This window comes from Streptomyces sp. NPDC001781, from assembly GCF_053596035.1.
Window position 1 is genome coordinate 102,441 of the sequence record NZ_JBSFFI010000005.1, and the last position, 15,278, is coordinate 117,718.

11 protein-coding genes are annotated in these 15,278 nt (G+C 73.3%); 7 read left to right on the top strand and 4 right to left on the bottom strand.

The features are described from left to right. Positions 1 to 118: 118 nt before the first annotated feature. The 4 genes from ACWCV3_RS06465 to ACWCV3_RS06480 all read right to left on the bottom strand — a co-directional run bounded on the left by ACWCV3_RS06465 (position 119) and on the right by ACWCV3_RS06480 (position 5,657). A complete protein-coding gene (locus ACWCV3_RS06465) occupies positions 119 to 2,476 on the bottom strand; it encodes a transglutaminase family protein (RefSeq protein ID WP_451219253.1) in 2,358 nt (785 codons plus the stop codon). Next, entirely contained in the window at positions 2,473 to 3,786 is a 1,314-nt protein-coding gene (locus ACWCV3_RS06470) for a DUF58 domain-containing protein (RefSeq protein WP_451219256.1), read from the bottom strand. Before ACWCV3_RS06470 ends, ACWCV3_RS06465 begins: the two co-directional genes overlap by 4 nt. Next, complete coding sequence (locus tag ACWCV3_RS06475) at positions 3,786 to 4,865, bottom strand: AAA family ATPase (protein WP_451219259.1); 1,080 nt, start codon at positions 4,863 to 4,865, stop codon at positions 3,786 to 3,788. Before ACWCV3_RS06475 ends, ACWCV3_RS06470 begins: the two co-directional genes overlap by 1 nt. 222 nt (positions 4,866 to 5,087) lie before the next feature. Further along, positions 5,088 to 5,657, bottom strand: coding sequence for a beta-class carbonic anhydrase (locus ACWCV3_RS06480; RefSeq protein ID WP_451219262.1), 570 nt, complete (start codon positions 5,655 to 5,657; stop codon positions 5,088 to 5,090). Positions 5,658 to 6,075: 418 nt separating this feature from the next. On the opposite strand from ACWCV3_RS06480, the gene rsmH reads away from it, so the two are divergent. From rsmH to murD, 7 genes are read left to right on the top strand one after another with little or no spacing between them, the layout of a single operon-like run. Then, entirely contained in the window at positions 6,076 to 7,032 is a 957-nt protein-coding gene (gene rsmH, locus ACWCV3_RS06485) for a 16S rRNA (cytosine(1402)-N(4))-methyltransferase RsmH (protein WP_451219265.1), read from the top strand. Positions 7,033 to 7,075: 43 nt separating this feature from the next. Then, on the top strand, positions 7,076 to 7,618 hold the full coding sequence (locus ACWCV3_RS06490; protein ID WP_451219268.1) for a hypothetical protein: 543 nt from the start codon (positions 7,076 to 7,078) through the stop codon (positions 7,616 to 7,618). 5 nt (positions 7,619 to 7,623) lie between these two features. Then, positions 7,624 to 9,594: a peptidoglycan D,D-transpeptidase FtsI family protein gene (locus ACWCV3_RS06495; RefSeq protein ID WP_451219271.1), complete on the top strand. Its 1,971-nt coding sequence runs from the start codon at positions 7,624 to 7,626 to the stop codon at positions 9,592 to 9,594. Positions 9,595 to 9,638: 44 nt separating this feature from the next. After that, complete coding sequence (locus ACWCV3_RS06500; RefSeq protein ID WP_451219274.1) at positions 9,639 to 11,318, top strand: UDP-N-acetylmuramoyl-L-alanyl-D-glutamate--2,6-diaminopimelate ligase; 1,680 nt, start codon at positions 9,639 to 9,641, stop codon at positions 11,316 to 11,318. A gap of 4 nt (positions 11,319 to 11,322) precedes the next feature. Next, the gene (locus ACWCV3_RS06505) at positions 11,323 to 12,738 is read left to right on the top strand and encodes a UDP-N-acetylmuramoyl-tripeptide--D-alanyl-D-alanine ligase (RefSeq protein WP_451219277.1); all 1,416 of its coding nucleotides are present in this window, start codon (positions 11,323 to 11,325) and stop codon (positions 12,736 to 12,738) included. Beyond that, positions 12,735 to 13,808: a phospho-N-acetylmuramoyl-pentapeptide-transferase gene (mraY, locus tag ACWCV3_RS06510; protein ID WP_030810142.1), complete on the top strand. Its 1,074-nt coding sequence runs from the start codon at positions 12,735 to 12,737 to the stop codon at positions 13,806 to 13,808. The genes ACWCV3_RS06505 and mraY overlap by 4 nt, the downstream gene beginning before the upstream one ends. Continuing rightward, the gene (murD, locus tag ACWCV3_RS06515) at positions 13,790 to 15,232 is read left to right on the top strand and encodes a UDP-N-acetylmuramoyl-L-alanine--D-glutamate ligase (protein WP_451219280.1); all 1,443 of its coding nucleotides are present in this window, start codon (positions 13,790 to 13,792) and stop codon (positions 15,230 to 15,232) included. Before mraY ends, murD begins: the two co-directional genes overlap by 19 nt. Positions 15,233 to 15,278: the final 46 nt, after the last annotated feature.

Consider the following 15,278-nt stretch of genomic DNA (forward strand, 5'->3'; position numbering starts at 1 on the left):
ACCACCGGATCCGGTGGTCACCCCTTCGGTCGTGCACGGCTGCGCCAGGGTCTCTCGTCCGGATCAGGCCGCGGCGGGCACCGGGCCCGCGAGCCCGGCCTGATCCGGACGAGAGGCCCTACACCTCCCCGCGCACCGGCCGCAGCGCCGCCGCCCGCGCCCGGAGCGCCGACCAGCCCTCCTGGGCCGACCACAGCACCCGGCGCGCGGAGCGCGGCGCGAACAGCGCCCGCAGCCGGGTGCTCCGGCTCACCGGGGCCGCCAGTCCGGCGATCACCCGCCGCACGTCCCTGGCGAGGTCCGGGGCCGGTGGCGGCTCCGGGGCGTACAGGACCTGTTCCAGGGCAGCCGCCACCCGGTGCACCGCGGCCGCGGCCTCGCCCTCGAGCCGCCCCAGCCGCACGATCCGGGCCGCCGAGCCGCGCGGGGTCAGCGAGTCCTCGGGTACCACCCCGTGGTCCCAGGCGCTGTCGGTCAGCTCCCGCCAGGCCGCCAGGGTCCGCTCCGCCGGGTCGGGGGAGTGCCCGTCCAGCCGTCTGGCCCGTACCCGCGTCCGCCACAGCATCGGGGACAGCGGGAGCACCACCAGGGCAAGTACCCCCAGCACGATCAGCGCGGCCCACAGCCCGCCCGACGGACCCCCGCCCCCGCTGGGTGCCGCCACGGCCGCCGACGGGTCGGCACAGTTCCCCGGCCTCTCACCCCCCGCGCAGCTCTCACCCCGGGTGGGCGCCGCCGAAGGCTCCCTGGACGCCCCGCGCGAGGGCAGCTCCGGGTCCGGGCGGGCGCTGCTCGGGGTGTCCTGCTGGGTGTACGCCGGGGTCGTGCCCCGCGTGGGCGTCGGCTCGAACCGGGTCCAGCCCACACCCTGGAAGTACAGCTCCGGCCAGGCGTGCGCGTCCTTCAGGCTCACCGACACCGAGCCGTCGCCCTGCGGGGTACCCGGCGCGAACCCCACCGCCACCCTGGCCGGAATGCCCAGGGTGCGGGCCATCGCCGCCATGGCGAAGGAGAAGTGGACGCAGAACCCCTCCTTCCTCCTGAGGAAGTTGGCGATCGCGTCCGCGCCCCGGCCCACCTGCACCTCGGTGTCGTACCGGAAGCCGCCGTCCGCCGAGAACCAGTCCTGGAGGCGCACCGCCTCCTCGTAGTGGTTGCGCGCCCCCGAGGTGACCTTCTCGGCGGTCCGCGCCACCATGTCCGGCAGCCGGGACGGCACCCGTGTGTACTCCCGCTCCAGCGCGGTCGGCGGCTTGGGCGCGTCGGCGAGCTGCTTCGCGGTCGGCTGCAGATCCAGGCTGGTGACCTGGTAGGTCTCGCCCCGCGTGGTCTGGCCGCGGTCGCCGACCAGGGTCATGCCGACCGGCTCGTACCGCCAGTTGCCGTCGATCCGGACCCCGCTCGGCGGGTACGGCATCGGCAGCCAGTCCTGGGCGTACCAGTCCGCCGCCGTGATCACCGTGCGCACCGTGGTCCGCCTGACGTCGTCGCTCAGGCCCGCCGGGGCCGGGAAGACGCCGGGCACCGCGGCGATGCGGCGCTGGGACGGCTTCCAGTCGGTGCCGTCGAAGTCGTCCAGGGACACTATCCGCACGTACATGTCCGGCACCTCGCCGGAGCTGGGCCGCAGGGAGAGCACCTCGCGGTCGTCGTCCACGTTCAGGCTGTCCCGCAGCGACACCAGCGGGTTCACCGCCGAGATCGTGCCGCCCCGGCCGTTGCCCGCGCCTACGCCCGACCCCCCCCGGCCCAGCAGGCCGCCGTGCAGCGTCGGCAGGGCCATCGGCACCACCAGGGCCGCGCCCAGCGCCATCGCGCCGATCCGCCGTCCGGTGCGCGCCGGCGCCGTCACCCCGGCCGCCGGGGCGCCCCCGCGCGGAGTGCCGCCGAAGACCCGGCCCCACTGGGCGAGCCGCTCCCCGCCCTCCGCGAGCAGCAGCATCAGATAACCGGCCGCCGCCACCAGGAACCACAGCCAGTCCGCCGCCCCGTCCGACAGCCCGGCCGCCACCGAGTACAGCGCCAGCAGGGGCAGCCCCGCCGGGGCGGCCCGCCGGAAGGTCACCGCGAGGGTGTCCACCAGCAGATGCACCAGCAGCACCCCGCCGACCAGCAGCAGCCGGATGCCGTCGGTGACCGGCGCCGGGATCGCGTAACGGCTCACGTCCTGCGAGCCCTGCCCGAACAGCGCCCCGAACCGCAGGAACGCGTCCGGGCCGGGCAGCAGCCCGCCCAGCGCCTCGGCCCGCGCGAAGACCAGCGTCAGCAGCACCAGCGTCACCAGCAGTTGCGCCAGCAGCGTCAGCGACCGGGACAGCGGGATCCGCCGGGCCGTGACGCCCACCCCCGCCTGCACGCCCACCAGCAGCGCCGACAGCAGCAGCCAGGTCGGGCCGTCGACCAGCGGGAGCAGAGCCGAGGACGCCATCAGGGTCGCCGCCGCCGCGTTCAGCGCCAGTCGTGCCCGCCCGCTCATCCTCGCGCCTTCCCGCTCAGCACGGCCGGACCCGGCCGCTCCCGGTCCGCCCGCCGCCACAGCTCCTCCAGCGGGGCCCCGGACGGCACGCCCAGCGCCGTCCAGCCCGCCTCCCGCAGCACCCGGAGCCGCTGGGGGAGCGGGGCGTCCGGTTCGGGCACCGCCGTCGGCTCGCGCGTCCAGTCGTCCGGGTCCAGCACGAAGGCGACCGCACCGCCGCGCCTGCGCATCCGCGCCACCGAGGCGGCCTGTCCGCCGTCCAGGTCACCGAGGAAGGCGACCAGCAGGCCGTCGTGGCCGTCGCGCAGCACGTCGCAGGCGCCCGACAGGTCCGTGCCGTCGGAATGGTCGATCACCGCGAGGGTGTCCATCATCAGCGCGGCCGCCGCCGCCCGTTCGTGCCCCGAGCCGCCCTCGCCCGACACGGTCAGCCCGAAGTCCGTCAGCAACCGCACCGAGAACCCCCGCTCCAGCATGTGCGCCACCACCGAGGCGGCGCCCGACACCGCCCACTCGAAGGCCGAGCCCGGCCCCGAGCCCTCGTAGGCCGCAGCGCGGGTGTCCAGCAGCACCGTGCAGCGTGAGCGGCGGGGCTGCTCCTCGCGGCGCACCATCAGCTCGCCGTGCCTGGCGGTGGAGCGCCAGTGCACCCGGCGCAGGTCGTCGCCGTGCCGGTAGCCGCGCGGGATCAGGTCGTCCTCGCCGGCCAGCGCCAGGGAGCGCTGCCGTCCGTCGCCGTGTCCGAGCGCCTCCCCGCCGAACCGGACCGCCGGCAGCGGCTCCACGCGGGGCAGCACCGTGAGGGTGTCGTACGCGGAGAAGGAGCGGGTCAGCTCGCACATCCCGAACGGATCGCTCAACCGGACCTGGAGCGGGCCGAGCCGGTATCTGCCGCGCAGGTCCGAGCGCAGCCGGTAGGACACCTCGCGGTGCCCGCCCGACTCGACCCGGTCCAGCACGAAACGCGGCCGGGGCCCCAGCACGTATGGCACCCGGTCCTGGAGCATCAGCAGGCCGGTGGGCAGGCGGGAGACGTTGTCCACGCGCAACCGGACCCGCGCCTCACCGGTCGCGGGCACCCGCGTGGGGGCCAGGCCGCGCTCGGCGGTCACCCGGTGCCGGGTGCGGTGCAGTACGGTCGCGCAGAGCAGCGGCAGCACCGACAGCAGCAGTCCCACCCGCAGCAGGTCGTCCTGGCCCAGCACGTAGGCGCAGATCGCGGCCGCGATCCCGGCGGCCAGGAAGGAACGCCCGCGGGTGGTGAGCCCCGACAGCGTCGCGCGCACCCCGCCCCGCCCCCCGGCGGACATCACAGACCCCTGGGAGGCCGCAGCGGGCGCGGGGGACGGGCCGGCGAGGCGCCCGGGCCGTCGTGACCGCTCTGCCGGGCGGTGGTGGGCACGGACGTGCGCTGGATGATCTCCCGCACCACGTCCTCGGCCGTGCGGCCGTTGAGCTGGGCCTCCGAGGTGGGCAGCAGCCGGTGGGCCAGCACGGGCGGGGCGAGCGCCTGGAGGTCGTCGGGCAGCGCGTACTCCCGGCCCTCCAGCGCGGCGGACGCCTTCGCCGCGCGCAGCAGGTGCAGCGTCGCGCGCGGAGAGGCGCCGAGTCTGAGGTCGGGGTGGACCCGGGTGGCGGCGACCAGCTCCACCGCGTACCGCCGCACGGCCTCCGAGACGTGCACCGTGCGCACCGTCTCGATCAGCTTCACGATCTCGTGCGCGTGCGCCACCGGGTCCAGGTCCTCCAAGGGGGAGGCCCCGCCGTGCACGTCCAGCATCCGCAGCTCGGCCTCGACGCTCGGATAGCCCACGGAGACCCGGGCCATGAAACGGTCCCGCTGGGCCTCGGGCAGCGGATAGGTGCCCTCCATCTCGACCGGGTTCTGCGTCGCCACCACCATGAACGGGCTCGGCAGTTCGTAGCTGTGGCCGTCGATGGTGACCTGGCGCTCCTCCATGGACTCCAGCAGCGCCGACTGGGTCTTGGGGGAGGCCCGGTTGATCTCGTCACCGATCACGATCTGCGCGAAGATCGCCCCCGGCTTGAACTCGAAGTCGCCGCCCCGCTGGTCCCAGATGGAGACACCGGTGATGTCCGAGGGCAGCAGGTCGGGGGTGAACTGGATGCGCCGCACCGAGCAGTCGATGGACCGCGCCAGCGCCTTGGCCAGCATGGTCTTGCCCACGCCGGGGACGTCCTCGATCAGCAGATGCCCCTCGGCGAGCAGCACGGTCAGCGCGAGCCGGACGACCTCGGGCTTGCCCTCGATCACGTCCTCCACCGAAGCGCGGACACGCTCCGCGGTGGCGGTCAGATCCCGCCCCGCGTCCGACTCCGTCCGAGCGGCGACGCCCCCCTGGCTCGCCCGATCGTCATAGGTCGTCACCCGGCCCTCCTCGGCCCGTCGTCACCCAGGGCCTGTGCACGCGAGCGCGACCGGCCCACCCCGGAACTGCGACGCCGCGCGGACCAGGCCGCGCGCCGTCACCCCCGCATTCTTGCCGCCGTCACGGATTCGTGTCACCGCCTGTGGACAACTGCCCCCGTGATGCCGGGCTTGCGGTCCTTTTCCCCCCGCCACGAGGGCGGGAGGAGGACGACCGGGACGTCAGGCCGACGGGGCGGCGCCGTCGGCCGGGTCGATCTCGCGGAGCAGACCGGTGCGCACGTCGAAGACGAAGCCGCGCACGTCGTCGGTGTGCAGCAGGAACGGAGAGGTCCGCACCCGCTGCATCGACTGCCGTACGTCCTGGTCCACGTCCCGGAACGCCTCCACCGCCCACGCCGGGCGCTGGCCGACCTCCATCTCCAGGTCGTGCCGGAACTCCTCGGTGAGGGACTCCAGGCCGCACCCGGTGTGGTGGATCAGGACCACGCTGCGGGTGCCCAGCGCGCGCTGACTGATGGTCAGGGAGCGGATCACGTCGTCGGTGACCACGCCGCCCGCGTTGCGGATGGTGTGGCAGTCACCCAGCTCCAGGCCGAGCGCGGCGTGCAGGTCGAGGCGGGCGTCCATGCAGGCGACGACGGCGACCTGGAGCACCGGACGCGCGTCCATGCCGGGGTCGGTGAACTCGCTCGCATACGTCTGGTTGGCGCCGACCAGGCGGTCCGTCACGCTGCCGCCACCCGGCGTGGCGTTCTCGGACCCGGTCGGAACTGCTGCGGAAGTCGTCATGCCCCCGACGTTACTGGTCACCGGTGGTCCCAGCCCGCTGTGGACGGCCACAAAGAACCACATCGTGGCTTGTTGTGAGCCAACCCACACGGAGCGCGAACCTGCGCCGGACGGGTGAATCCCGGCGAATCGCCAGGCCCGCCCGGAAGCCGTACGCGACGCGCAGGCCGGTTGATTGACCGCGACACAGGGTGGACTAAAGTGACGCGAAGCGGGAGGCGCGGCTCTTCCCGCTGGTGACACCCCCGGAGATCCCGGCACTCCGCCCGGACCGTCTCCCCGCGTGCGCGGCGCGTACGTGCGGCTCGGCCTCCTCCCGCTCCCGGCCGGCCGACGCCTCCGGCGCCGGCGGGCCTCCCCTTCACGGAGCGGGCGGGGACCCGGCGGTGCGTACCGCCCGCCGGAATGAGAGGCCCCCTTGACCGAGAGTCGACACGTCCCGGTGATGCTCCAGCGGTGCCTGGACCTGCTGGCGCCCGCCCTGGAGCGGCCGGGAGCGGTGGTCGTCGACTGCACCCTCGGCCTCGGCGGCCACAGCGAGGCACTGCTGGCGCGCTTCCCCGAGGCCCGGCTGATCGGCCTCGACCGGGACAAGGAGGCCCTCCGCCTCTCCGGCGAACGCCTCGCCCCCTACGGCGACCGCGCCACCCTCGTGCACGCCGTCTACGACGAACTCCCCGAAGTCCTCGAACGGCTGGGCATCCCGTCCGTCCAGGGCGTCCTCTTCGACCTCGGCGTCTCCTCCATGCAGCTCGACGAGGCCGACCGCGGCTTCGCCTACGCCCAGGACGCCCCGCTCGACATGCGCATGGACCAGACGACCGGCATCGGCGCCGCCGAGGTCCTCAACACCTACCCGGCCGGTGAACTGGTCCGCATCCTGCGCGCGTACGGCGAGGAGAAGCAGGCCAAGCGGATCGTCTCGGCGATCGTCCGCGAGCGCGAGAAGGAGCCGTTCACCAACAGCGCCCGTCTGGTCGAGCTGATCCGTGACGCCCTGCCGCAGGCCGCCAAGCGCACCGGCGGCAACCCGGCCAAGCGCACCTTCCAGGCCCTGCGCATCGAGGTCAACGGCGAGCTCTCCGTGCTGGAACGGGCCGTACCGGCCGCGGTGAAGGCGCTCGCGGTCGGCGGGCGGATCGCCGTGCTGTCGTACCAGTCGCTGGAGGACCGGCTGGTCAAGCAGGTCTTCGCGGCCGGCGCCGCCAACACCGCGCCGCCCGGACTGCCCGTGGTGCCCGAGCGCTACCAGCCCCGCCTGAAACTCCTCACCCGAGGTGCCGAACTCCCCACCGAGGAGGAGATCGCCGAGAACCGCCGGGCCGCCCCGGCCAGGCTGCGCGGCGTCGAGCGCATCAGGGAGGACGCCGAGTGAACGATCGGGGCCGGCCGGTCTCCGCGACCCGCCGGGAGGGGCAGTGAGCGGCAGGCCCGCGCCTCGGGGGAGGGCGGCCCGGCTCGCCCGGCTCATCCCCGCGGGCCGCGCCCGCGCGGCCCGCACCCCCTTCGTCCTCCTCGTCGTCCTGCTCCTGGGTGGCGGGCTCCTCGGTCTGCTGGTGCTCAACTCGGCGCTCAGCGAGGGGTCGTTCGAGCTGGACGACATACAGCGCCGGACCAAGAGCCTCACCGACGAGGAACAGGCTCTCCAGAGGGACATCGACGCCTACTCCGCGCCCGACGCACTCCAGCGCCGCGCCCGCGAACTCGGCATGGTCCCCGGCGGCGACCCCGCCTTCCTCGGCCCCGACGGCAGCGTCAAGGGCGTCCCCAGCGCCGCCCCGCGCTCCGCCGTCCTGCCCGTCCCCCGCGCCCCCGAGGCGCTGACCGCAGCCCCGAGCACGCTCCCGCCGGCGACACCGGGCAGCAGGGCTAGCGGCACCCCGGCGAGCCCCGCCGCCACGACTCCCGCGCCGGGCGGCACCCTCCGGTCCGCCCCCACCACCCCGACCCCCGGCAGGTGACGGAAGTGTCCGACAGGGAAACGCCGCGCCGCCGCGTGCCCGGACCCGCGAGGCCGCCCCGTCCCCGGGGCGCGGCCCCCCGCCGCCCCGGCTCCCAGGGCCGCCCCGGCCCCCAGCGCGGCCCCGCCCGCCGCCCCTCCCCGGGCCGTCGGCCCCCGGCCAGGCCCGCCCTGCGGCTCGGCAGCCCCCGGCCCCGGCTGCGCCTGGTCGGCCTGGCCCTCGCCCTGGTGCTGACCGCCTTCACCGTTCGCCTCCTCCAGGTGCAGGCGGTGGACGCCGGCACCTACAGCGCCAAGGCCGAGCAGAACCGCTACGTGGCGCACATCCTCACCGCGGAGCGGGGCGGCATCACCGACCGCAACGGCGTCGCCCTCGCCGTCAGCGAGGACGCCTACGACATCACCGCCGACCCGATGATGTTCAACCGCGAACAGCTCAAGATCTCCGACGGGCCCGAGCAGGCCGCCGCGCTGCTCGCGCCGATCCTCGGCCAGGACCAGGAAGCGCTCGTCGAGAAGCTCCGCCCGGCCAACAAGCGCTCCCGCTACGCCCGGCTGGCCTCCCGGCAGACCCCGCAGGTCTGGAAGCAGATCAAGGACCTCAAGGCCGCCTTCGTCAAGAAGGGCACCCCCAACGTGCTCGCCGGGGTCTTCGCCGACCCCAGCAGCCAGCGGGTGTACCCCAACAAGGAGCTGGCCGCCGGGATACTGGGCTGGGTCAACAGCGAGGGCCGGGGCGGCGGCGGTGTCGAGCAGCAGCTCGACAAGCAGCTCTCCGGCAAGGACGGCAAGATCCGTTACGCCCAGTCCGGCGGCCGCGAGGTGCCCACCGCGGGCTCCACCGAGACGCCCGCCGTGCCCGGCAGCGACGTCGAGCTGACCATCGACCGCGACATCCAGTGGGCCGCGCAGAACGCGATCTCCGAGCAGGTGAGGAAGTCCAGGGCCGACCGGGGCTACGTCGTCGTCCAGGACACCGCCACCGGCCAGATCCTCGCCATGGCCAACTCGCCCGGCTTCGACCCCAACGACCTCTCCAAGGCCGACTCCGCCGCCATGGGCAATCCGGCGCTGCAGGACGCCTACGAGCCCGGTTCCACCGCCAAGGTGATGTCCATGGCCGCCGTGCTGGAGGAGAACGCGGCCACCCCGCTCACCCACGTCGTCGTACCCAACCGGCTGCACCGGGGCGACCGGCTCTTCCAGGACGACGTCGACCACGCCACCTGGCACCTCACCCTCAACGGCGTGCTCGCCAAGTCCAGCAACATCGGCACCATCCTCGCGGCCGGCCAGCTCGGCAAGACCCAGCGGGCCGCCAACGACACGCTCTACTCGTACCTGCGCCGGTTCGGCATCGGCCGCTACACCGGGCTCGGCTTCCCCGGCGAGACACCGGGCATCCTCGCGCCCTCGGCCAAGTGGTCCACCTCGCAGCAGTACACGATCCCTTTCGGCCAGGGCTTCTCCATCAACGCCTTGCAGGCCGCCTCCGTCTACTCCACGATCGCCAACGGCGGAGTCCGCGTCGCGCCCACCCTCGTGCGCGGCACCAGGGGCGCCGACGGCCGCTTCGCCCCGGCGCCCGAGCCCGGGAAGATCCGGGTGGTCAGCGAGAAGACCGCGAAGACCGTCGCCCAGATGCTGGAGTCGGTCGTCGACGACGAGCAGGGCACCGGCGTCAAGGCCCGCATCCCCGGCTACCGGGTCGCGGGCAAGACCGGCACCGCCAACCGCGTCGATCCGGCCACCGGGAGGTACCACGGCTACACCTCGTCCTTCGCCGGGTTCGCCCCCGCCGACAAGCCGCGCCTCACCGTCTACTGCGCCATCCAGAACGCCACCTCCGGCAGCTACTTCGGCGGCCAGATCTGCGGTCCGGTCTACAAGCAGGTGATGGAGTTCGCGCTGAAGACCATGCAGGTGCCGCCGACCGGAGCCAAGGCCGCCGCCCTGCCCGTCTCCTACCAGCCCTGACCCGCCCCCGGCGGAACCAGGCACCGACCACCAGGAACGAGCCCGTGACAACGATCACTCCCGACGACCGGAACCGAGGGACCCACCGCAACGGGCGCGAGACCCGTTTTAGCTCCGGAGCGGGTACTCCCGGTACGCTCACCGCCGTGCCACACGCCGATCAGTCCCAAACCACTCAGAAAGGCGCTTCCGTGACAAATCCGGGACCGCCGCGACCGGTTCAGGTCTCCGCCATCTCCCTCGCGGAACTGGCCGGTCAACTGGGTACCGCCGCACCCGCCGAGTCCGCCGCCCCCGTCGGCGTCACCGGGATCACCCACGACTCGCGGGCCGTCCGCCCCGGTGACGTGTACGCCGCCCTGCCCGGCGCCAGACTGCACGGCGCCGACTTCGCCGACCAGGCGGCGGGCCTGGGCGCCGTCGCCGTCCTCACCGACCCGGCGGGCGCCGACCGCGCCGCCGCGACCGGCCTGCCGGTCCTGGTCGTCGAGGACCCGCGCGCGCAGATGGGCGAGCTGGCCGCGACCATCTACGGGCACCCCGGCCGGGACATGCTCCAGATCGGCATCACCGGCACCTCCGGCAAGACCACCACCGCCTACCTGGTCGAGGGCGGCCTGCGGGCGGCCGGCCGGGCCACCGGGCTGGTCGGCACCGTCGAGACCCGCATCGGCGACGAGCGCATCAAGTCCGAGCGCACCACACCCGAAGCCACCGACCTCCAGGCCCTGTTCGCCGTCATGCGCGAACGCGGCACCGACGCCGTCGCCATGGAGGTCTCCAGCCACGCCCTGGTCCTCGGCCGGGTCGACGGCTGCGTCTTCGACATCGCGGTCTTCAACAACCTCAGCCCGGAGCACATGGAGTTCCACTCCGGCATGGAGGACTACTTCCAGGCCAAGGCGAGCCTGTTCACCCCCGAGCGCAGCCGGCTCGGCGTGGTCAACGCCGACGACGAGTACGGCCGCAGGCTCGTCACCGAGGCCGGCGTGCCCGTGGTCACCTTCTCCGCGGAGGGCCACCCGGACGCCGACTGGCGCGCCGAGGACGTCCAGATCGGCCCCATGGACTCGACGTTCACCGCGCTCGGCCCCAAGGGGGAGCGGGTGCACGCCCGTTCGCCGCTGCCCGGCCCGTTCAACGTCGCCAACACCCTCGCCGCCCTGGCCGCCCTGGCCGCCGCCGGGATCGACCCGCAGACCGCCGCCGACGGCATCGCCGCGGTGCCCGGCGTCCCCGGCCGCCTGGAGCGCGTCGACGCCGGACAGCCCTACCTCGCCGTCGTCGACTACGCCCACAAGACCGACGCGGTCGAGTCGGTGCTCAAGGCGCTGCGCAAGGTCACCAAGGGCCGGGTGCACCTCGTGCTCGGCTGCGGCGGCGACCGCGACCGCACCAAGCGCGGCCCGATGGGCGCCGCCGCGGCCCGGTACGCCGACACGGCCGTACTGACCTCCGACAACCCCCGCTCCGAGGACCCGCTGGCGATCCTGGCGACCATGCTCCAGGGCGCCGCCTCCGTCCCCGCGCACGAGCGCGGCGAGGTGCTGCTGTTCGAGGAGCGGGCAGCCGCCATCGCCGCCGCCGTGGGCCGCGCCGCAGCCGGTGACACCGTGCTGGTCGCGGGCAAGGGCCACGAGCAGGGCCAGGACATCGCCGGCGTGATCCGTCCCTTCGACGACCGCCAGGTGCTCCGCGAAGCCATCGAGAACACCCAGGGATGAACTTGTGATCGCCCTCTCCCTCGCCGAGATCGCAGCAGTCGTCGGCGGGCAGACGCACGACATACCGGATACGTCCGTCCAGGTCACCGGGCCGGTCGTCCGGGACTCCCGCGAGGTGGTGCCCGGCACCCTGTTCGTCGCCTTCGTCGGCGAGCGGGTGGACGGCCACGACTTCGCCGCCCAGGTCGTCGAGGCGGGCGCGGTCGCCGTACTGGCGTCGCATCCCGTCGGCGTGCCCGCGATCGTCGTGGACGACGTCCAGGAGGCCCTCGGCGCCCTCGCCCGCCATGTCGTCGAACGGCTCGGCGCGACCCTCGTCGCGCTGACCGGCTCGGCAGGCAAGACCAGCACCAAGGACCTCATCGCCCAGGTCCTCGGCGGCAAGGCGCCGACCGTGTTCACGCCCGGCTCGCTCAACAACGAGATCGGGCTGCCCCTCACCGCCCTGTCCGCCACCGAGGAGACGAAGTTCCTCGTGCTGGAGATGGGAGCCCGCGGCATCGGGCACATCCGCTACCTGGCCGAACTCACCCCGCCGAAGATCGGGTTGGTGCTCAACGTGGGCAGTGCCCACATCGGCGAGTTCGGCGGCCGTGAGCAGATCGCCCAGGCCAAGGGCGAGTTGGTGGAAAGCCTGCCCTCGGCGGCGGACGGCGGCGCGGCGATCCTCAACGCCGACGACCCGCTGGTGCGCGCGATGGCCTCCCGTACCAAGGCGAAGGTGGTCCTTTTCGGAGAGTCGGCCGAAGCGGACGTACGTGCCGAGAACGTACGACTCACGGACAGCGGACAGCCCTCGTTCAGGCTTCACACACCCTCCGGTGCAAGTGATGTGACCATGCGCCTGTACGGTGAGCACCACGTGTCGAACGCGCTCGCCGCGGCCGCCGTCGCCCATGAGCTGGGCATGTCCGCAACCGAGATCGCGACCGCGCTCTCCGGGGCGGGCACCCTCTCCCGCTGGCGCATGGAGGTCACCGAGCGCCCGGACGGCGTGACCATCGTCAATGACGCCTACAACGCCAACCCCGAGTCCGTACGGGCCGCCCTCAAGGCGCTCGTGGCCATGGGCAAGGGGCGCCGCACGTGGGCGGTGCTCGGCAAGATGGCCGAGCTGGGGGACGAGGCTCTCGCCGAGCACGACGCGGTCGGACGGCTCGCCGTCCGGCTCAACGTCAGCAAGCTCGTCGCGGTCGGTGGCATCGAAGCCTCCTGGCTGCAACTGGGCGCATACAACGAGGGTTCGTGGGGTGAGGAGTCGGTGCACGTGTCCGACGCACAGGCGGCGATCGACCTTTTGCGCAAGCAGTTGCGTCCGGGGGACGTCGTGCTGGTGAAGGCGTCCCGGTCGGTGGGGCTGGAGAGGGTCGCGCAGACGCTCGCCGAGGCCGGTACCGAGGGTGAGGTCGCCGCCCGATGATGAACCAGGTCCTGTTCTCGGGCGTCATCGGCCTCTTCCTGACGCTGATCGGAACCCCGCTGCTGATCAAGCTCCTCGCCCGCAAGGGGTACGGCCAGTACATCCGCGACGACGGCCCGCGCGAGCACGCCAGCAAGCGCGGTACGCCGACCATGGGCGGTATCGCCTTCATCCTGGCCACGATCGCCGCGTACTTCCTCAGCAAGGTGATCACCGGCAAGCCGCCGACCTACTCCGGCCTGCTGGTGCTCGGCCTGATGTTCGGCATGGGCCTGGTCGGCTTCCTCGACGACTACATCAAGATCGTCAAGCGTCGCTCGCTCGGCCTGCGCGCCAAGGCGAAGATGGCCGGACAGCTCATAGTCGGCATCGGGTTCGCCGTCCTCGCCCTGCAGTTCCCGGACAACCGGGGCAACACGCCGGCCTCCACCAAGCTGTCGTTCATCACCGACTTCGGCTGGACCATCGGCCCGGTGCTGTTCGTGGTCTGGGCGCTGTTCATGATCCTCGCCATGTCCAACGGCGTGAACCTCACCGACGGTCTGGACGGCCTTGCCACCGGCGCCTCCGTCCTCGTCTTCGGCGCCTACACGTTCATCGGGGTCTGGCAGTTCCAGGAGTCCTGCGCCAACGCCATGACCCTGACCAACCCGGCCGCCTGCTACGAGGTGCGCGACCCGCTGGACCTCGCGGTGGTCGCCTCCGCCCTGATGGGCGCCTGCCTGGGCTTCCTGTGGTGGAACACCTCGCCGGCCAAGATCTTCATGGGCGACACCGGCTCGCTCGCCCTCGGCGGTGTCCTCACCGGCCTGGCCATCCTCTCCCGCACGGAGCTGCTGGTGGCCATCATGGGCGGCCTGTTCGTCCTCATCACCATGTCGGTCGTCATCCAGGTCGGCTCCTTCCGGCTCACCGGCAAGCGCGTCTTCCGGATGGCACCGCTCCAGCACCACTTCGAACTCAAGGGCTGGTCCGAGGTCCTTGTCGTGGTCCGCTTCTGGATCATCCAGGGCATCTGCGTCATCGTCGGACTGGGCCTCTTCTACGCGGGATGGGCAGCGGACAAGTGACCTCCTCGGTGCCTTCGGGAACCAGCGAATTCCAGGGCAAGCACGTCACCGTCGCCGGGCTCGGCGTCTCCGGCCTGCCGGCCGCGAAGGCGCTGCACGCGCGCGGGGCGATCGTCACGGCCGTCAACGACGGCGACGACGCCCGCGCCCGTGAGCAGGCGGCGGAACTGGAGGCGCTCGGCATCACCGTCCGCCTCGGCGACGGCGCGACCCTGCCCGAGGGCACCGAGCTGATCGTCACCGCCCCCGGCTGGCAGCCCGGAAAGCCGCTGTTCCGCGCCGCCGGGGAGGCAGGCGTCCCCGTCTGGGGCGACGTCGAGCTCGCCTGGCGGCTGCGCGGGCCCGACGCGGCCCCCTGGCTCGCCGTCACCGGCACCAACGGCAAGACCACGACCGTGCAGATGCTCGCCTCCATCCTCAGGGCGGCGGGCCTGCGCACGGCCGCGGTCGGCAACATCGGCGTCTCCCTGCTGGACGCCGTCCTCGGCGACGAGCCGTACGACGTGCTCGCCGTCGAGCTGTCCAGCTACCAGCTCCACTGGGCGCCCTCCCTGCGCGCCCACTCCGGCGCGGTCCTCAACCTCGCCCCGGACCACCTCGACTGGCACGGCTCCATGGACGCCTACGCCGCCGACAAGGGCCGCATCTACGAGGGCAACAAGGTCGCCTGCGTCTACAACGTGGCCGACCCGCGCACCGAGGACCTGGTGCGCGAGGCCGACGTCGAGGAGGGCTGCCGGGCCGTCGGGTTCACGCTCCAGGCGCCCGCAGTCTCCCAACTCGGCGTGGTGGACGGCATCCTGGTCGACCGGGCCTTCGTGGAGAACCGGCACAAGAACGCGCAGGAGCTGGCCGAGGTCACGGACGTCGACCCGCCCGCTCCGCACAACATCGCCAACGCCCTCGCCGCGGCGGCCCTCGCGCGCTCCTTCGGGGTGCCGGCGCAGGCGGTGCGCGACGGACTGCGCGCCTTCAAGCCCGACGCCCACCGCATCGCGCACGTCGCCGACGTCGACGGCGTGGCGTACGTGGACGACTCCAAGGCCACCAACACCCACGCCGCCGAAGCCTCGTTGGCCGCCTACGAGCCGATCGTGTGGATCGCGGGGGGACTGGCCAAGGGAGCCGAGTTCGACGAGCTGGTGGCCAACTCCGCGAAGCGGCTGCGAGGCGTCGTACTGATCGGCGCCGACCGCGCGCTGATCCGGGAGGCCCTGGCGCGACACGCCCCGGAAGTACCCGTCGTGGACCTCGACCGGACCGACACTGGGGCGATGCTCCAGGCGGTGACGGAGGCGAAGCGGCTGGCCCGGCCCGGCGACACGGTACTGCTGGCCCCGGCCTGCGCCTCCATGGACATGTTCACCAACTACAACCAGCGCGGCGACGCGTTCGCGGCCGCGGTCCGCGAGCTCGGCGCCTGACCCCGGCCGCCCGTGCCGGGCGGACCTTGGGAGGGACGCGTGGGAC